This is a genomic window from Kothea flammea (assembly GCF_052161645.1).
In the GTDB taxonomy this organism is placed as follows: domain Bacteria; phylum Planctomycetota; class Planctomycetia; order Pirellulales; family Pirellulaceae; genus Laterigemmans.
On sequence record NZ_CP197414.1, the window covers coordinates 2682885 to 2701205 of the forward strand.

Annotated in this window: 17 protein-coding genes; 8 read left to right on the top strand and 9 right to left on the bottom strand. The window is 54.6% G+C overall.

Features of this window, described 5'->3' with window-relative positions:
- Positions 1-248: 248 nt before the first annotated feature.
- Genes SH139x_RS10035 through SH139x_RS10050 form a run of 4 tightly spaced genes read right to left on the bottom strand, consistent with a single transcriptional unit; the run spans position 249 to position 2971 of the window.
- Positions 249-707 carry a hypothetical protein gene (locus tag SH139x_RS10035; protein WP_488355112.1) on the bottom strand — a complete coding sequence of 153 codons (459 nt, stop codon included), beginning with the start codon at positions 705-707 and terminating at the stop codon, positions 249-251.
- A complete protein-coding gene (locus SH139x_RS10040; RefSeq protein ID WP_488355113.1) occupies positions 704-2293 on the bottom strand; it encodes a recombinase family protein in 1590 nt (529 codons plus the stop codon). Before SH139x_RS10040 ends, SH139x_RS10035 begins: the two co-directional genes overlap by 4 nt.
- A complete protein-coding gene (locus SH139x_RS10045; protein WP_488355114.1) occupies positions 2290-2799 on the bottom strand; it encodes a DUF2924 domain-containing protein in 510 nt (169 codons plus the stop codon). The genes SH139x_RS10040 and SH139x_RS10045 overlap by 4 nt, the downstream gene beginning before the upstream one ends.
- Positions 2789-2971, bottom strand: coding sequence for a hypothetical protein (locus SH139x_RS10050; RefSeq protein ID WP_488355115.1), 183 nt, complete (start codon positions 2969-2971; stop codon positions 2789-2791). Before SH139x_RS10050 ends, SH139x_RS10045 begins: the two co-directional genes overlap by 11 nt.
- 544 nt (positions 2972-3515) lie before the next feature.
- Here SH139x_RS10050 and SH139x_RS10055 point away from each other — a divergent pair.
- Complete coding sequence (locus SH139x_RS10055; RefSeq protein WP_488355116.1) at positions 3516-4409, top strand: IS1096 element passenger TnpR family protein; 894 nt, start codon at positions 3516-3518, stop codon at positions 4407-4409.
- 220 nt (positions 4410-4629) lie between these two features.
- Here SH139x_RS10055 and SH139x_RS10060 read toward each other — a convergent pair whose 3' ends face one another.
- Both SH139x_RS10060 and SH139x_RS10065 read right to left on the bottom strand, forming a co-directional pair.
- Complete coding sequence (locus SH139x_RS10060; protein WP_488355117.1) at positions 4630-5556, bottom strand: extracellular catalytic domain type 1 short-chain-length polyhydroxyalkanoate depolymerase; 927 nt, start codon at positions 5554-5556, stop codon at positions 4630-4632.
- A gap of 141 nt (positions 5557-5697) precedes the next feature.
- Positions 5698-6753, bottom strand: a complete 1056-nt coding sequence (locus SH139x_RS10065) for a linear amide C-N hydrolase (protein WP_488355118.1) — start codon at positions 6751-6753, stop codon at positions 5698-5700.
- Positions 6754-7607: 854 nt separating this feature from the next.
- On the opposite strand from SH139x_RS10065, the gene SH139x_RS10070 reads away from it, so the two are divergent.
- From SH139x_RS10070 to SH139x_RS10090, 5 genes are all read left to right on the top strand, one after another.
- Positions 7608-9374 carry an outer membrane protein assembly factor BamB family protein gene (locus SH139x_RS10070; protein ID WP_488355119.1) on the top strand — a complete coding sequence of 589 codons (1767 nt, stop codon included), beginning with the start codon at positions 7608-7610 and terminating at the stop codon, positions 9372-9374.
- A gap of 26 nt (positions 9375-9400) precedes the next feature.
- Positions 9401-10066: an RNA polymerase sigma factor gene (locus SH139x_RS10075; protein ID WP_488355120.1), complete on the top strand. Its 666-nt coding sequence runs from the start codon at positions 9401-9403 to the stop codon at positions 10064-10066.
- The gene (locus SH139x_RS10080; RefSeq protein ID WP_488355121.1) at positions 10063-10317 is read left to right on the top strand and encodes a hypothetical protein; all 255 of its coding nucleotides are present in this window, start codon (positions 10063-10065) and stop codon (positions 10315-10317) included. Before SH139x_RS10075 ends, SH139x_RS10080 begins: the two co-directional genes overlap by 4 nt.
- An 8-nt stretch (positions 10318-10325) precedes the next feature.
- Entirely contained in the window at positions 10326-10775 is a 450-nt protein-coding gene (locus SH139x_RS10085) for a hypothetical protein (RefSeq protein WP_488355122.1), read from the top strand.
- A 148-nt stretch (positions 10776-10923) separates the two neighbouring features.
- The gene (locus tag SH139x_RS10090) at positions 10924-11307 is read left to right on the top strand and encodes a hypothetical protein (RefSeq protein WP_488355123.1); all 384 of its coding nucleotides are present in this window, start codon (positions 10924-10926) and stop codon (positions 11305-11307) included.
- 502 nt (positions 11308-11809) lie between these two features.
- On the opposite strand, the gene SH139x_RS10095 is transcribed toward SH139x_RS10090, so the two are convergent.
- Genes SH139x_RS10095 through SH139x_RS10105 form a run of 3 tightly spaced genes read right to left on the bottom strand, consistent with a single transcriptional unit; the run spans position 11810 to position 13275 of the window.
- The gene (locus SH139x_RS10095; RefSeq protein ID WP_488355124.1) at positions 11810-12058 is read right to left on the bottom strand and encodes a hypothetical protein; all 249 of its coding nucleotides are present in this window, start codon (positions 12056-12058) and stop codon (positions 11810-11812) included.
- Between the two features lie 7 nt (positions 12059-12065).
- Entirely contained in the window at positions 12066-12284 is a 219-nt protein-coding gene (locus SH139x_RS10100) for a hypothetical protein (RefSeq protein ID WP_488355125.1), read from the bottom strand.
- Between the two features lie 40 nt (positions 12285-12324).
- Positions 12325-13275: a DUF1559 family PulG-like putative transporter gene (locus SH139x_RS10105; RefSeq protein ID WP_488355992.1), complete on the bottom strand. Its 951-nt coding sequence runs from the start codon at positions 13273-13275 to the stop codon at positions 12325-12327.
- Between the two features lie 244 nt (positions 13276-13519).
- Between SH139x_RS10105 and SH139x_RS10110 the strand changes: the two genes are divergently transcribed.
- Both SH139x_RS10110 and SH139x_RS10115 read left to right on the top strand, forming a co-directional pair.
- Positions 13520-15934, top strand: a complete 2415-nt coding sequence (locus SH139x_RS10110; RefSeq protein WP_488355126.1) for a DUF6288 domain-containing protein — start codon at positions 13520-13522, stop codon at positions 15932-15934.
- Between the two features lie 104 nt (positions 15935-16038).
- The gene (locus tag SH139x_RS10115) at positions 16039-18318 is read left to right on the top strand and encodes a DUF1588 domain-containing protein (RefSeq protein ID WP_488355127.1); all 2280 of its coding nucleotides are present in this window, start codon (positions 16039-16041) and stop codon (positions 18316-18318) included.
- Positions 18319-18321 lie beyond the last annotated feature (3 nt).

Here is an 18321-nt window from a genome sequence, read left to right on the forward strand (position 1 = left end):
TCGGAAGTAAGCGGTCACTTCCGCGCCCGGAGCCAGTCTGCCGAGGAGATAGCAGCGGTGAACAGGCTCGCGATCCGGGCGCTGGAATACCTGGTCCGCAGGCCCGTAACGCGAACACCGCTGGCGTCGCCCACTTCATTGGCCAAGAAGATGCTGGAGATGCCCAACGCCCAGAAGTTCGCATCGCGGCCCAGATTCTTGGCAGTCGGAAGTGGCTATTGCCGTTGTCGCGGCATTTCCATCGCCCCTCATTCGACGATACTGTTGTCCGGCTCCGCCGCATCGTCCAACAACGGTACTTCCATTTTCAACTTTCCGACCAACTCGCGCCACATCTCACGTTGCTTATCCCAATCGAGTTCGCCCGCGATCGGACGCATCAGCTTTTCGTGAAGCTCGGCTCGGCCACGTTCCTTGCGTGGCAGACATAACAGAGCCTCCTGGATGTCCGGCGCGAGCAACGCCATCGACAAAATCTGAGCCATACGCGGTTGGCTGACATGGTTCAGCCGCGCGAGCTCCGTCGCGCTCTCCACCTCGCCTCGACGCAACATTTCATCAAATTTGATCCCCAACGCAACCATGCGAGAAATCTTGGGCTTGCGACCGGGCCGTTCACCTTTGGCCGGACGGTGCGATCGTATTAGATCCGGATCGGTGTTACGGACCCGCGATAGTTGCATCGACAGCTTACGTTTGATTTTCATTCGTCACCCTCCCCTTCATCATCACTTGCCACCTCGGAAAGCGACTTGATCGCGTTCGCATGCAGTTTGATCTCGATCGTTTCGTCGCTGCGGTCGAACACAATTCGTTCGATTAACAGCGACATCAACTCGCGCTGCTCGTGACTGTTCAGCGAGTGCCAGACATTGTCAAAATTTGACATCCCTTGAATCACCTCGGCTTCGGTCACCGCATTGGCATGATGAGCGATCAGGGCACGCTCCGTTTCCGCCATCGAAGACTCCAGCGACGATACCTTGGTATGCAAGTCCGCCAGCCGTGCGGTCGCATCGCTGTTGATCGAACCCGTATTCTCAAGCGAGATCCGGCGAATCTCCTCGTCGGCCCGCTTCAACTGTCGCAACAGTTGCACCTTCGTCAGCTCCAACTCTTCAACGTCGCTCTTTTGGCGTGTCAACGATTCGCTCAACACCTCGCGTCGAAGTTCCACGTCGCTGGCGATGCAGCGTATCTGGTCGATCACCTCGGCCTCGATATCGGCCGCCGGAAGTGCCGGCGTTTGACAGTGCTTTCGGCCCCGTTTGATCACCGTCAAGCAGGTGTAATAACGGTAGACCTTGGCGCCGCGGCGAGCATTATTGTGGACCATCACTTTCTGACAATCCGAGCAATAGATCAACCCTCTCAGGCACGCACCGTACTTGTCACGCGTCCTTGACCCGCCACCGCGACCATTGCTTCGCAGCATCTCATTGACCTGGCGAAACACCTCCGGATCGACGATACCCTCGTGTTCGGCTTCGTAAACGTTTTCCTTGTGCTTCAGTTTTCCAACATACAACACATTCGTTAGCAGATTGTAAACAGAACTCTTGTCAAACGGCCGGCCGCCCTTCTCGATGCCACGCCGCGTTGTCCAAACCTTGTTGTGCCATCCGAGACGGTTCAGCTCGTCGGCGACCGGCATCAACGCTTGCTTCTGTAGGTACAGCTCAAAGATACGACGCACGATCCCGCGTTCATCGCTGTTGATCTTGAGCTTCGGACTCGGCCCGCTTCGATCGACGTCATACCCAAGAACCGGAGTTCCGCCGGACCACTTTCCGCGCCGACGCTGCGCGGCGATCTTGTCGCGAATTCGCTCGCCGATGATTTCCCGCTCAAACTGAGCAAACGAAAGCAAAATATTCAGCGTCAACCGCCCCATTGAATGCGTCGTGTTGAATTGCTGAGTCACCGAGACAAACGAAACGCCGAAGCTGTCGAATGTGTCCATGATCTTGGAGAAATCCAAAAGCGAGCGACTCAAACGATCGACCTTGTACACAACCACACAATCCACACGTCCCGCTTCGATTGCTTCGACCAATCTTTTCAGCGCTGGCCGATCGGTGTTGCCACCCGAGAACCCACCGTCATCGAAGTGCTCCGGAATCACCGTCCAACCTTGTTCGCGTTGGCTAGCGATGAACGCTTCCGCCGACTCACGCTGGGCGTCGAGTGAATTGAAGTCCATGTCCAGTCCTTCGTCGGTTGATTTGCGAGTGTAGATCGCGCACCGAATCGTGGGCGTTTTTGTTGATGTCGCGGTCATGGTGGCAGTCATGATGTTTTCCTCTTGGATTGTTTCTTGCCGAGCTTGAAGAAATCGAAGCCGTTGTAGCTCGTGCCACAGACTTCTTGCGCGATCGCCGACAGCGACCGATACCATTTGCCGCCGAACTCGAAGCCATTTTTGAGCACCAGCACGCTAATCATGCGACCTTTGTATTGCCGTTCGATCCATTGCCCCGGTGGCGGCAATCGTGGATCGACGACCGGTTCCTTTGTCTTGGTCGATCGAGGCTCCGGACGTTCTGCAAACACCGAAATGTCCCGTGGCGGTGTCTGCCGAGCATCTGAAGTCGCCGCCAGCCGACTAGCCGCCTGCTTGGCCCGAGCCGACAACCCGCCTTCGACGTTCGCCTGCATCCGCCAAGCGATCCGGCGAATCAGGTAGCGTTTGTGTCGACTCCGACACACTTCGCCAAAGACGACCTCGTACTTTGCAATCAACTGGTCGGTAGTCATCTTTTCGAGCCGACCGATCTCGATGGCCAATTCAGGTTTCATCGTTGTCCTCCGTCGATGTCGATGCATCATTCGTTCGCTGCGACTCCGGTGCAGTTGTTTGTTGTCCCGCTGGTTCCTCGCGATCTGCCCAATTGGCGCCCTCGCGTTTGCGAATCCGCGATAGCCCTCGCGCCAACAGGGTCGCGATCCGCTCGGATCGAGCACTGCTCATGGCTGTTCTCCCACTGTCAAGAAATGAAACGTTAGGCCGGCGTCTCAGAGACGCCGGCAACCACTGACAGAGAGCGATCAAACGCAACGCGGATCAAGCGGGTCGGCCAAAGAGTTGTGAGAATTTTTCAAAACAGGTTGGCTCGTTGATTCAAAATCAACGCAGGTGGCCGGTGTTCCGGCCAATCCATTGCGAGCTCGCAAAGCCAACTGTGTCGCCCGCCAACGCGCGACACCCCGGGACAGAATTTCGGCGACCGCCCGACGACGCTCCTTTGGCGACATCGTCGCCGGATCCATTTCATTGTCAAAAATCGCAGCACCTCGACGCAGAGCGGGTTTCCAATTCGGCAAGCGGAATCGACATCCGCACCGTAATCACATAACCCGTTCAGCGATTTCGTTGCGCATTCTGCCCACCGAATGGCATGGCTTTCAAACACGATAACTGCCCTTTTCCGCCTCCAGTGGGTCCGTGGAAATATTTTCGCTAGAATATGGCAACCACTAATTCAAGGACCATTGGCCGTCGAGGACGAAGATACATGCCTGACTTCACGCCGACTCAGGGCAAATACCTTTCCTACATCCATGCCTACACCGTCGGCTTCGGTCTACCGCCAGCGGAATCAGAAATTGCCGAAGCGCTCGGGGTGTCACCACCGTCGGTCAATCAAATGATGAAGACGCTGCAAAGCAAGGGGCTGATTCGCCGTGAACCAGGTGTCGCACGTTCGATCGAAATTCTGATCGACGAATTCACGATTCCCAAATGGAAGGGCAAACGGATCACTCGCGTCGTTACCGGGTGGGTGCAGACGAAACCGCGAAGTCGCTCGACCATTTCGGCGAGATCGGTCGCGAGTTCAGCCAAGAAGCCCACTGATGTCTACGTTTTCAAGATAACGCTAGCTGGTTCCAAGCCTCCCATTTGGCGACGCATCGAAACCGACGACGTTACATTGGCGAAATTGCACGAACTAATTCAAACAGGGATGGGATGGACTAATTCGCACCTGCACCAGTTTCGCATCGGTGAGCAGTGCTATATGGATCAGCGCGGCGTTGACGCTGGCATGGATTGGGCCGAACCCTACACCGGCATCACGGTTTCTAAGTTAGTCGCCCAGCATGGACCCAAACTCAAACTGCGGTACGAATACGACTTCGGTGATGGTTGGGAACACCAGGTGGATCTTGAAAAGATTGCCAAGCCAGCCGCCGGAGTCGTTTACCCGCGTTGCACTGCTGGCAAACAAGCGTGCCCCCCCGAAGACGTTGGCGGCATTTGGGGTTTCTACGAATTCGTCGAAGCTGTGAATAACCCTGACCACCCGGAGCACGAAGACAAGCTTGAGTGGTACGGGGCTTTTGATCCGACGGAGTTCGACAAAGACGAAGCGACGGCCGCCATGCAAGCTGGTCTGCCGTCGTGGTGACGCGTCCTTCGGCTTCCTCAATCTTCGACTGACTCGAACACGCGACCATTAAACCTACCAATCGCCTTTGTCCAGTTCGGGTGCGGACTGACTGTCTTCAGCGTTGGGTTCGTGGTTCAACACAAGCCACAACGGAAAGTGGTCCGAACCGATCGAAGGCAAAACTTCCAAATTGACTATGCGAAAGTCGTCGCTGTGGAATACGTAATCCAACGGGTAACTAGCGTTTCGGATTCGACTCGAAGAACTGCCAAATCGTCTGACTGTCGAAGTCCTGTGTGACTTTGCCGACGATGAATTTGGGAAGATACTGAGCACCGCCTGGCCACGTGTGCCCTCCCCCTTCGACGCGATATAACACGACGAGGCTCTCGTTTTTCCCGCCGCGCCAAGTCATTGTCTGGGTAGCGCATCCATCGCTTGGGTCTTTGTCTGGCAACGTCGCTTTTTCGGGCACGCTCGTGCACCCGTTCGCGGAAACCCAGAGCTGCACGGCTTTGTCGGTCGAGACGATGCTCCCTCGATCTTTTGCGGAACCGCCGGCAACCTTTCCGCCTTCGTAGGGCATCAATGGATCTTCGGTACCTTGAATAACCAGAACGGACACCGGTTCTGTTGGTTGAAAATTTTCAGCGACCGATTCGGCCATGCCGCCAACCACGGGTGCGATGGCCGCAACTTTCTCGGACCGATTCGCGGCAACATAATGGGCAAAGATACCGCCGTTGGAAATTCCGGTCAGATAAATGCGTTTTAAATCGACTGTATGTTTTCGAGAGAGTTCGGCAAGCAATTGATCGAAGAACGTGAGGTCGTCAACCTTTTCACGGTATGCCTGCGATACTGTGTTGATTCTTCCGTCATTCCAATTGCCACCGACGCCCTGTGGATAGACCACTATCGCTCCCGCCCGGTCCGCAACTTGATTGAACTGCGACAACTTCATGACGCCTTTGGCGGTGCTGTTGCCACCATGAAAGACAAAAACCAATGGTGGTGCTGCATCGGCTTTGAGCGTTTCAGGGACGTAAATCAAAAACTCTCGTTCGAGGTCGCCCACTTTCAAGATGAAACGCTCTGTCGGATTTGCGGCGTTGATCGGCGACAGAATGACTAGTCCAGCGACTACCAGCAAACATGCGATCACTGCGAACCCTGTGAAGCGTCGGGAAGTGCGTTGCCGGGCCCGAAATTGCTCAGTACCTGAGACAGATGTTGCCTTTGAGGATGACGTTGGCTCTGAAGCCGACTTGGAAGCTGAAGTCGATTCGATGGAGTCCACGAACTGTTACTCCGGTGCCAAGAACACGAACGGTTCGGACGCTTGAATGTTGTCGGTCTGATTACCTCCCAAGCCTGGGTTCCCGTGCAGTTGTAGTTTGCGGACACCGGAGTCCGCCCCAAAGTTGATCTTCTTAAGATCGACCCACACGAGACTGGGGCTGGCCGTATCTTCAAAAAAGTAAACCAGGTTCTTTTGGTCCGAGACCGTGCGCCAAATCGTCGAGGAAATATTCGGCTGGTCAGGGGTGCTGATTCCTCGCGGCACGCTCACGTTTCGCATCACGCTGAAAACCGCAGCGGTCGCCTCTCGCGGATCGGCGGATTGCGTGGCAGCGTTGATGTAAAAGCTGGCCCTCGCAAAACGATCGGCGGCCCGGTTCGTGCCCGGTAGCATCACCGTTCCGCCAATCTGCTTCCAGTATTCATTCAGCGCCAATTGTTGATCATAAACCGGTGAATTGGTCATCACTTGGTACTCTCTTCCATGGTGGATAACGAGCTTTCCATCGATGTACTCGAAAATTGCCGAATCACCGGTCGGGTCGGAAATCGACAAATGGATCTTGCCCGCCACGCCGTTGGGAGCCACGACGCCCACGCTGCAAAAAGCTTCTTTACGCATTTCAGCAACGGCTTCTTCGACGGTCGCGAAACTGTCCAGCACATACTGGGTCCAGGCAGCAATGGACATTTTTGGACGAGGATCTTTGTTGGGATCCGGGTATTCGCTTTCGACCAAGAAGAGAAGATTGGCGACCAACCCTTTCTCGTTCATCCCGTCCGCCGTCCCCGCTTCATAAACTGAGGCGATGACGCTGCCGTATTGGCTCGTCCAGGTAAATCCTTGCTCTCCCATGCCTCCGTCACGCTGCATTCCACTTGGAAAGACCCACAGATTGGTCTGCATGTCTTCTTTCCAGTCCATCGTTCGACCCGTTACCGTTTGCCCCGCCTTGCCAAAGTACACCGCTCGACTGCACGCATTAGCGGATTGGATCGCTAGCAGGATAAACGGAATTAGCCCAAGACAGACAGTCGCGACTCGTGTTGCATTCTTCACAAAGTACCTTTCCTAATTGTTGTCGTTTCGGAGCGATTTCTCGACGCTGGACCGCGACGCATTGCACCAATTTGGTCATTGTACCGCGAAGGCATCCACACGTTTGCTATCTCGGTGGCGCTCGACAAGAAGGTAACGGACCGAAGAATGTTGGCCGAAGCCTGGGCAAATTTTACTCGCCCAGTTCGTCTTCGAGAACGGATTTTGACTCTCTGACGGGGCACGGATCCCGTCGCTGGCAGTTCGTGTGCCAGAGCAACTTTTCGGCAAAAAATCAAAGAAAATAAGCTCTGGACTGCGCAAAAAATCGGCCACTGGTCACCCCAAATCTCTTAAAACGGCATCACCCAGCACCCCTTTGAAACCCGTCCGGCTCACTCAACTTCTCTGTTTGGTTGGAACACTTTCCGACCCACCAGTAAACGAAAAGCCGTCGTGGTTCCCACGACGGCTTTTTTCGTTTTATCCCGTTATTTCGCAAGGACTTGCGTCATCGGCCGTGGCCCGCGTTTCTCTGCCGTCTGAGACCGGTCAGATAACCCGGCGCGATTTCGGTGGCCCGTTTTCGAGCTCTGGCCCAGAATTCTGACGTTCTCCGTTTCTGAGGGCCGTCGGGTTAGAAGCCGTCGGCACCTCCCAATCGATCAGGTTTAGAACAGCGTTTGACCCCAGAAAACATTGGGTTTGAAGGGGTGTCGCTCGGAGTAGAGAAGACGACGCTCGCTCAAAACGCATCTTTCCGGGTAAGAAGGTTCTCAGAAGCTCAGAAAAATCGCCAAGACGCGGACGATTGTGGCCACTGAGAAGACCCGGACTCTCTGAAGGCTCTGACACTCAGAATAATGGAAGAAAAGATGCACGCCCGTGTAACCAACCTGCAGTGGTCACCCACTAGAACTTTGGTCAGGCTCTTTGGTGAAGTCTTCAATTGGGAATTAAATACCGTGGCGAACACAACTTGGATCAACAATTTCCTGGGTATACCGGCGATTGTGATCGCTCTTCTGTCCGTCTGCCATGGCGAAGACTGGCTGCAGTTTCGCGGTCGTAGTGCTGCTGGCGTCTATGCCGGAGAGGTGCCGACGCAGTGGGGCGATTCTGACAATCTGAAGTGGATCACGCCGCTCAACGGTAAAGGGGTGAGCAGCCCGATCGTCGTCGGCGATAGAGTCTTCATCACGACTTTTTCGGGATTTGCTCAGGATGTGGAGAAGCCTGGCGATATCAGCCAGTTACGCCGACATCTCATCTGCATCGACCGAGGTAACGGCGAGGTTCTGTGGCAACGCAGTCCACCGACGCGATTTCCCGAGGACAAGTTTGAAGGCTTCATCCGGGATCACGGCTATGCCAGTTGCACTCCTGCATCGGACGGAGAGCGGGTCTTCGCATTCTTCGGTAAGTCGGGTGTGTTTGCGTTCAACATGGAGGGTGAACTGTTATGGCAGCAGTTTGTAGGCGAGGAATCAGGTCCGACGGCATGGGGTTCGGGTGCGAGTCCGGTTGTGTACAAGAACCTGCTGCTGGTGAACGCCTGCGACGAATCCCAAGCGTTGATTGCGTTCGACACGGTTACCGGTCAAGAGAAATGGCGGGCCGAGGCCAAGCTGTACGAAGGGAGCTATTCCACTCCAGTTGTGGGAACTGCGGCAGATGGCCAAGACGAAATCATCGTCCCGCTCGCCGATGAAATTTGGGGCATCGATCCGGCGACCGGCAAACTGAAGTGGTGGGTCACCGAGTCATTGGGCAAGTACATTTGCACGACGCCGGTGGTTGGGGATGGAATCGTGTATGTCGCAGCTAGCAGCAAGGTGATAGCGATTCGACTTGGAGGACATGGGGACGTCACAAAGACGCATACAGTTTGGTCGCGTAACGCCGGGCCAGGTGTGCCTTCGCCAGTCCTGGACCAAGACAGATTGGTTTGGGTGGGAACCAACGGAATACTCACTTGTGCGGATGCCGCTTTAGGAAGGACGTTGTGGCGAAAGCGAATTGGCGACAGTAGCCGCAACATCACCTATGCGTCGCTTACGAAAACCTCCAATGCATGGCTTTCGATGACACAGGAAGTGGGCACGATCGCGTTTCGGCTTGAGCCCGAGTTCGCGGAGATCTCGGTGAATCGGTTTGAGCGCGACAGCACTCCGTTCAAGTCCTCGTTTGCAGCGGCTGACGGCGAGTTGTTCTTACGCTCGGATCAGTTTCTTTACTGTATCTCCCCGAATGGGCGAGCACAGTTGTCCGAAGTCGCGCAGGAGTCACCCAAGAAGAGTATCACGGATGCGTTTTCCTCCATCATCGCTTCGGGGCGTTTTTTTGAAGGGCGAAGCGGAAATAGCGTCGGTCCAGCACAGCTTCTCATGACCTTCGATATCAACAATGATGATAAAATCAGTGTCGAAGAATTGGCTGAATCCCCGATGCCCAAATTCGTCCAATCGATGATGATGGTCAGGGGAGATAAAAACAAGGATGGCTTCATCGATGCCGAAGAGCGAGAAGAACTGCAGACGGCGATGAAAACGAAGCCAGGAGAAGTCATTGGTCGAAAGAAAGCTGCAGATCGACCGGAACGACCGCCGGTACTTGAACCACCTCAGCTCATCGCCCCTTAGACGGAAAACCTTTCAGAATCGAATTCATGTTCGCGACGTATCGAGCCACATCACAGCCCCTGGACATCCACCGTTACTGGAACGAGTGGCTGCAGCGTTGCGTGCTGGTGTTCATGCAGAGCCATGAGTTACAACCTGAAAGTGTGTCACACGCCTCGGCAGAAACAAGCGATATCGCAGCGGCTCGCAATGGAGACGATCAGGCCTTTCGGCGAATCGTTGAACGCTATCAATCCACCTTGGCCAATCAACTGCGTCGTTTTAGTCCGAATCCGGCGGTTGTCGAGGACTTGGTTCACGACACTTTCGTCGAGGCTTTTCTGAGTTTATCGAGATTTAAGGGCAAGAGTCCTTTTGAGCATTGGTTGCGAAAACTCGCCGTTCGCACTGGCTATCGCTACTGGAAGAAAAACGCGCGGGAGCAAAAACTGAAGGAAAGGCTTCATGATGAACCTTCGTTTTCGCCCTCATTTTCAGAAGATCCCGCCAGTGCCATCGACGCTAGCGAGCAATTGCACGCCATGATGTCTAAGCTGGCACCGCGTGATCGACTTGTGCTCACGCTGTTGTACTGGGACGATCGATCAGTTGCAGAAGCCGCCGAGTTGGCGGGGTGGACGCAGTCGATGGTCAAAGTGCAAGCCTACCGAGCACGAAATCGTTTGAAGAAATTGTTGGAGGAGAATCAATGAGTCAACCATCCGCAGAAGACTGGATTCGCCGGCGCGCGGCAGTCACTTCGCAAGCGAACGAACCCACAGCGGACGTTACCCAACGCGTGATGACGACCGTGGGACGATACAGTGTAAATCTAACCGAGATCGACAAAACACCGTTGTTTGTGGGCGCGGGGCTGTTAACGCTGGCAGCGTCGATCATGCTGATCCTCCTTCCCAGTTTGACCTTGATCACCGAACCGTGGATCAGCTTTTGGCTGATTTAGAGCATCCAATGTCATCTCCTGCAAACGTATCCGTTTCGTCGCCTAAACGTGCGCGTCGAGCACTGCCGGTCTGGGTGCAGGTTGTCGTGTTGCTGGTTGTGTTTGCCAGTGGCATTGGCGTTGGAGCCATGTCCGCGACGCGGTATGTGCTCGATCGTATGCAACACTATCGCACGCATCCGGAAGTGCTTCCTGAAGAAATCACACAATCGCTTGCCAGACGGCTCCGACTGACCGCAGAACAACAAAGCGAAGTCTTGAAGATTATCTCGCATCGGCACGCCCGTATTGAAGAAGCTCGCCAAGTGTCTGCGCCGGAGATTCATTCCGAGTTTGATCTGATGGAGCAGGAAGTCGCGGCGGTTCTCGAAGAACGGCAAAAAGAGCAGTGGCTAGCCACCGCAGAATGGGTCCGGAGTTCATTCTTGCCGCTCAATCCGCAGGCGTCCGAACCGTAATTCTCTGTCGCCAATCTTTTTCGAGAAAAGCACTTCCGCGGTGTAACTCGTAAAGCCTGCCTTTCCACTACTAGGCTGAACACAGCCTTCGCGTTCAGGCCTAGTGTGGGCTGGGAGTTCGATTGTCTAACCCAATGGAGATAACGAAATGAAACGAATTGCAATGTTGTTCGCCGTAGCTTTGCTCGCGACAAGCGGTGTCGCACAGGCTCAGGAAAACGAAGGCGAGCGACCTTCTGGCGGCGTCTTTGGTCCACCCGCAGAAGTGGTCGCAGCTTGGGAGAATGGCCAGGGAGATCTTCTGCCTGGACCTCCCGCCTGGGTAATCGAAATGCGAATGGGAGCTTCTCAGCGCGACGGCCTATCCATGCCTCCATGGATTGCAGCTCGCCATGCGATGGCAGCCGAAGTTGGTTTGCCGGGACCACCTGCCGAAGTCGTCGAAGCCTGGCAGAACGGCGAAGGTGATTCGCTGCCTGGGCCACCTTCGTTCGTACGAGAGTTCTTCGCCATGTTCTGGGGAAGTCGCTAAGCCAACGACGGTCCCGTGGTGGTGATTCGAAATAACACAAGCCAGCAGCGGAGCGTTCGTTGCTGGCTTGTCTTCTAAAACGCTTTCAACTCATTGCCGAAATGGGACTGCGAGGTCGAGTTCAGCCCTCATTTCAAGCTCCTTCCTATTGATCCAGCTCAGTGGCTGGTACAGAGCGAGACGATTTCAGAATCCACGCCAGTGTCCAACTCCATACTAGAAACGCCAGAACGCCGCTGACAGCAAACGTCGCGACCACAGGATCGAAATCGCCTGGTGGAATCACGTTCCAGCCGAAACAGCCATACTCATCTGCAGGGTTCGCGACCACCGGGATGGAATCGTCCGGCGGAATCACACACGGCCAATACCAGTAGTGCAATCCGGCAACCACGGTTCTAAAGAGCAAACCGATTGGCAGAGACAGAAAGAGCGACCATCCTGCCCCAATCGCTGGTTCGTCATTAATGTTTTTACGTTGCTTTCAATCTGATCAATCTGATCAATCTTTCGTCGGTTGCGGTGAGTTTCGGTTCGTGTTGATCCGTTGAAGTATCGCATAAGCGATCAATCCAAGGAGTGCAGCGATGAAGGCCCAAACGATGATCCCCGCAACATACCCGCCAAGTCCACCCAGTAATGGTGTCAGGTAAGCCGAAATATCGTGTCGTGGTCTCGCCGCTGAGCCGAACACTATTCCCAATACGATTGCGACAACTTGCTCGGCGCTAAATGTGTATTCGGATTTCATGAGCATGTTACTCTTCGTTGATAGCGTCAGCTTCCCACTTCGCATCCTCTTCGGCGGAAAACTGACTACGTTTAAGTTTGGCCAGAGTTGAATCGATCGAGACCTGGTCGATTTCCTTGTCGTGAACAATGGCTCCAACGACTCTCTTCGAAGGGAGGTCCTTTGTCAGGACTGCGTAGGTGAGTTGCCCATCGTCGAGCGGATCGAGTCCTTCCACGGCGACCATTTTACCATGCGGAATCGCGACGTCGAAATCGACGAAACGATCACCCGTGGAGAGTCGTCCGCTGAACGAGCGTCGATCCGGATCGTGCCCAGACTCTGACTTCGATGATGTCGGCTTCGGTCAACACCGATTTTTTGTCGGACTGAATCATTAACAATGGGCCGCCGGGAACCTGATAAGTTTCCGGCCCGAGCGCAACCTCCGGTTCATCCTCTGGAATTTCGACGGCTCCGTGAATTCGCAGCCGCCTGACAAGCAATGGTTCGACGAACTGGCCATCGGAGGTCGTCAGCAGGTTGCGAATGGTCTGCTCGTCGTTATCGTTGGCGAGGAACTTGACCGTGCAATCAGCGAATGCAGCATGCACGCCTTGCTCGAACCAGCCACCGAACTTGGGCAGCGGTTGATCAGCCGAGTATTTGATGTCTTCAGGCTTGGTCCACGGGATGTTCCGTTTGGCTTCAATCACCGCGATGCAGTTGGACGTCCCGTCGAGCATGTCCCTGAAGGACGCACCCCGCTGTTTCCAGAATACGGTCGCTTCGGGAGTGTATTGTTCGTAGTGAGCTTGCAATGTGGCAGGATCATCATCACCAATGTATGCGCTCTCATCCAAGTCATTCGGACCGCCGTCCCGCTGGTTCCGCATTTCTTGAAGCTGTGCCGCCCGTTTGGAGATGTCGTCTGAAATGACTCCAAAGTATGACGTGTAGGGCGAATCAGCTTTGTCCAGCGGCGAGCGATAGACGTCGGGCATCTTCGCGAGTAATCCCTTGTTGTGCTCGCTCTCCCAAGGTTCATCGAAGTGATATTGGTCATAAAGCTCTTGATGTCTCAACAGCGGCAACAGTTCGACTCGCCAGCTATGCGGCGGCCCACCCCTGCCGTCTTTGCCGCTGATTGTTCCCGGAGGAAGATGCCCGTGCACTTGGTGATAGTGTTGCAGTGCACTGATGATGTGAGTCAGGTTGTTGACGGTTTCTCGGCGCAGGGAAACGGTCCTGCGTTACTTGATCAACAACTTGCAACCTGGTCCACTAACCGGCAATCCAAAGTAGGCTTTGTCCAGATTAGATTTTGGGGTTGGGGTAGCTGGAGTCGCCAGACTTCAGGGCCTAAGATAGAAGACCGAACTCTGGCGAGTCCGGCTACGAAGGCCAAACACAAAGTTAAATCTGGCCAATGCACTAGTGCTATTTTCCTAATAGCCAACCTACTACTTCAAGAACGATACGATGATGATCAACCCCCTGCTGCGAATAGTAACGCCGCTCGTGATAGCGACATTAACGCATGCGACAAAGGCCACCGCGCAAAACCAGATCATCGTCCCGGACTTTACTAAGGGTGCGAAACTCCCGAAGGACTCCAAGCACGATTGGAACCTCGGGCCGACGGGACTGCGCGGCTGGATCTTTTGCGACAAGTTGGTGACCACTGACGCACGCCAGATTTTGGTTACAAAAGTCGATGAGGGTTCTCCCGCCGCAGACAGGTTTCAGGTTGGCGATGTGATTCTCGGCGTCAGCGGAAAACCGTTCTCGTTCGACCCGCGTACGGAACTCGGCAAGGCGATCACGATAGCCGAATCGAAGTCCGGGGGCGGTAAACTCGCGCTCACTCGCTGGCGAGCGGGCAAGTCGGAGGAGGTTGTACTCAGTCTGCAAGTGTTAGGTAGCTATGCCGCGGCAGCCCCTTTCGATTGTGACAAATCGAAACTCCTGCTCGATCAGGGATGCAAGGCGCTGGCGTCGCGGATGTCGCAGCCGGATTCCACCGAGATGGACGCAATCCCTCGGTCGCTGAACGCACTCGCTTTGTTGGCCAGTGGAAATCCCGAGTACCTGCCGTTGGTATCGAAAGAAGCCCAGTGGGCAGCCCGCTATTCAAGCAAGTCGATGCAGACTTGGTACTACGGTTACTGCATGTTGTTTCTGTCCGAGTACGTTTTAGCCACCGGCGACGATTCGGTGCTGCCGGGGCTGAAACGACTGGCGCTGGAAGCGGCCAAGGGACAAAGTGTGGTCGGATCCTGGGGTCACGGATTCGCTATTCCTGACGGTCGCTTGGGCGGTTACGGCATGATGAACTCACCAGGAGTCGTGCTGACAATCAGCTTGGTGCTGGCACGCGAGGCGGGAGTGAATGATGTCGTGGTTGACGAAGCGATTGAACGCAGCGCCAAGCTGTTGCGGTTCTACGTCGGCAAGGGATCGATCCCCTACGGCGACCATCATCCGTGGATGGAAGGCCACGAAGATAACGGCAAATGTGGCATGGCGGCGATGCTGTTCAACTCGATGGGCGAAGCCAATGGTGCCGAGTTCTTCTCGCGGATGAGTGTTGCCGCGCACGGGGCGGAGCGCGACTGTGGGCACTGCGGAAACTACTTCAACATGCTCTGGGCGATGCCGAGTGTCGCTCTTTCCGGCCCGAACGCCAGCGGTGCGTGGATGAAAGAGTTTGGCGCTTGGTACTTCGACCTGGCACGCTGTTGGGATGGTAGCTACCCTCACCAAGGCCCTCCGGAAAACGGACACGATAGCTTCCATGGATTCGATGCCACGGGCACTTACCTGTTGGCTTACGCGATGCCACTAAAGAAGATTTGGCTAACCGGTGCAGGTAAGTCTTTTGTCCCGAGCCTGGACGCGGTAGCTGCAGATTCTCTGATCGCTGACGGCCGTGGGTGGGACAACAAAGACCGCAACAGCGCGTATGACAAACTGACTGTCGATCAACTCGTCGAGCGTCTCGGAAGCTGGTCGCCGATCGTCCGCGAGCGCGCCGCGATGGCGCTCGACCGTCGCCAGGACGTGCCCGTTTCAGCGATTGTCGAACTGCTTGACGCGCGCCGGCTCGACGCCCGCTACGGTGCCTGTCAGGCCCTGGGCAAGCTTGGGCAAAAGGCCGAGCCAGCGGCGGAATCACTACGGAAATGCCTTAACGAAAATGATCTTTGGCTCCGCGTCAGTGCAGCGGACGCCCTGTCCAAGATCGGGCCGGCCGCCAAACCTGCGGTCCCGAAGCTATTGGAATTGTTGGCCGAGGTGGACAAGGTAAACGATCCCCGCGGCATGCAACAGCGTTATCTCACGTTCGCTTTGTTCGAAGGCGACGGGATGCTCGGTGGGTCGCTGGACGGAGTCGATCGCGAGGCTTTGTATCAGGCGGTGCGAGCCGGCTTGACGAACCAAGACGGTCGCGCCCGGGGAAGTCTCAGTTCCGTCTACCGGAACCTCTCCGCCCGAGAGATCAAGCCGTTGTTGCCTGCGATTTATCAGGCAATCACCGAACCCGCTCCGAGCGGTGAGATGTTCGCCGACAGCATTCGCGTGGAGGGACTTCGACTATTTGCCAAACACCGAATTGAAGAGGGTATCCAGGCATGCGTCCAGTTTACGCGGCAGCAAAATCCGTGGGCGAGTGAGATGCGAACCCCGGAACTGATGGAGATCCTGCTCAGCTATGGGACCCACGCCAAGGCGGTCATACCTGAGCTGGCCCAGCTCGCCAACTACTTCGAAAAAGACGAGCCGGACTTCCCCAAGGTGCTAATGAAACAGAAGGCCAAGTGCGTCCGAGATACGATTCGCGCGATCGAGGCGACAACGGAGACACCAAAACTCATTCGGCTCAATAACGGGTAGTTTCTTTTCCACTTGTGGACATTGCTGGCGGCGATCAACAAAGCTGGCGGTTCCATGATTGGGCGTGATGATGTGTTTGTCTCAATCACCAACGTTGGCCAAAAATGAATATGCCTCTTCTTGCATCAGCGATAGCCTTCACCGCCGTTTGGTTGTGTTCATCGAACTTACTCTTGGCTCAGGCCGATAAGAAATCCAATCCCAATTTGGCGGACAAAAAGGCCTTCGACGAAACCGTCTCCCCTTTCCTAAGTAAGTACTGTGCCGACTGTCACGGCGAAAGCAGCAATGAGTCCGGTGTCGTCCTGTCCGACATTAGTTTAGATCTGGCATCCGGCCATGACATAGAGTTGTGGAATTCGATACTCCGACAACTGCATTTGGAAGAGATGCCACCGACCGACAGTGAACAACCCGAGCAGCACGAAAGAGATGCCGTGATGCTCTGGATCAATGCGGAGTTGAAGAAATCCGGGAACGTGTCTGATCTCTATACGAAACTGGAAAGTCCGAGCTTCGGAAATTATGTGAACCATGAAAAGCTCTTCAGCGGCGAAATCACTGCGGGGCCTTTTTCACCGGCACGGTTGTGGAGAACCAGCCCTGAAGTTTTTGAAAATGTGAAATCCAACTACGGAGAAGGTGCCAGGGATTTCAGGCAGCCTTTTCCGTTGGAAGACAAAGTTGGTATCAAAGATTATGCCAACCTCCTGTTTGCGGATTCCGCGGTCGTCAGTGTGTTGATGAGCAACGCGGCTGTTGCCGCCGATGAACTCATCAGGCATTCCCCCATCGCTTCATCAGACACAAGTCCCAGTGATGACATGCTCGCTTCAGCCATCAGCGATCATTTCAGAAAGGTTGTCTATCGAGAGCCCCTGCAGGAAGAGATAAGGAACTACTCGAAGCTTTTCAGAAAGACAGCCGAAGAGGGCGGCAATGCCGAGGCCATGCGATTGGTCTTGATGGCGGTGATGTTACACCACGAATCCGTCTACAGAGTGGAGATCGGTCTTGGCAAAGAAGATTCTCACGGGCGTCGGATGTTGTCCGGTACTGAAATGGCATTTGCTATTGCTTATGCTCTCACAGATCGCCCGCCCGATGCGGCACTTCTTCAAGCCGCCCAAGAGGGGAAGCTGAGCAGCAGCGCGGATGCGCAGGTACAGGTTGCACGCATCCTTCAGGATGACGCGATTGACAAACCAAGGATCCTGCGTTTCTTTCAGGAGTTCTTTGGCTACACCCAGGCCCATAAAGTCTTTAAGGACGAAGATCGCTCGGGGGGATTCGCTTACTACGGCGAAAACTATCCGGCAATGTACGAGAAAGACGCGGATTTTTTCGTCATGAACATTCTGGAGAGAGATCAGGATGTCTTCCGGCAACTGCTGACGTCAGACGAGTACTACATCATCAACAGAGCGACATTTCGGAACACGGTCTATGATTTTTACAAGCAGAACCAACAGCAACTCGATGCCGGAGATTATCCGGAAGCCATGCAGAAAGAACTCCTGCAGAGACTGAAACTGAAGGGCTGGCATGAACTGAATGTGAAATACAACCTGCACAACTTCAATAAAGGATTCGATGGCAGTGTCGCTGCGATAAAGCAGATCGTGAAGGAGCAGTATAGCTGGATGGACACCAAAGACGAAAACATACTTCTGCATCGCATGCAGGCGCTGTATGAAAAATACCCGATGGTTTATGACCTCAGGGATGACGAACAGGATTTCCTGTTGCCACAACCTTACGAGCGACCGAACCGTGCCGGGATGTTGACGCATCCTGCCTGGCTGATTGCACATTCATTGAACGACAGTACGGATCCGATTCGGCGAGGCAAATGGGTGAGGGAACGATTGCTGGGAGGCGTGATACCTGATATTCCTATCACAGTGGATGCCTCTATTCCGGAGGACCATACGAAAACGCTGAGAGAAAGGTTGCAGAAGACGGAGAAAGCTGAATGCTGGCGTTGCCACAAGAAGATGAATCCACTGGGATATGCCTTCGAAATCTATGATGACTTCGGACGGTATCGAACGGAGGAAAGTCTGGCAAAGGGAGATACCAAACCGGTCAATGCCAGAAGTGATCTGACAGGGACGGGTGAGCAGAAATTGGATGGCGAATTCAAGGATGCTCTGGAACTGATCCACAGACTGGCCGAATCAGATAAAGTTCGTCAAGGCATGATCCGGCATGTGTTTCGGTACTTTATGGGGCGAAACGAAACGCTCAACGATTCAAAAACACTCATTTCCGCCGATCGGGCTTACCTGGAAAGTGGTGGCAGTTTTAAGGCACTCTTGATTTCCATACTTTCGTCCGACTCATTTCTTTACCGCAAAACACTTGAACCGACTTCAAGGTAAAAC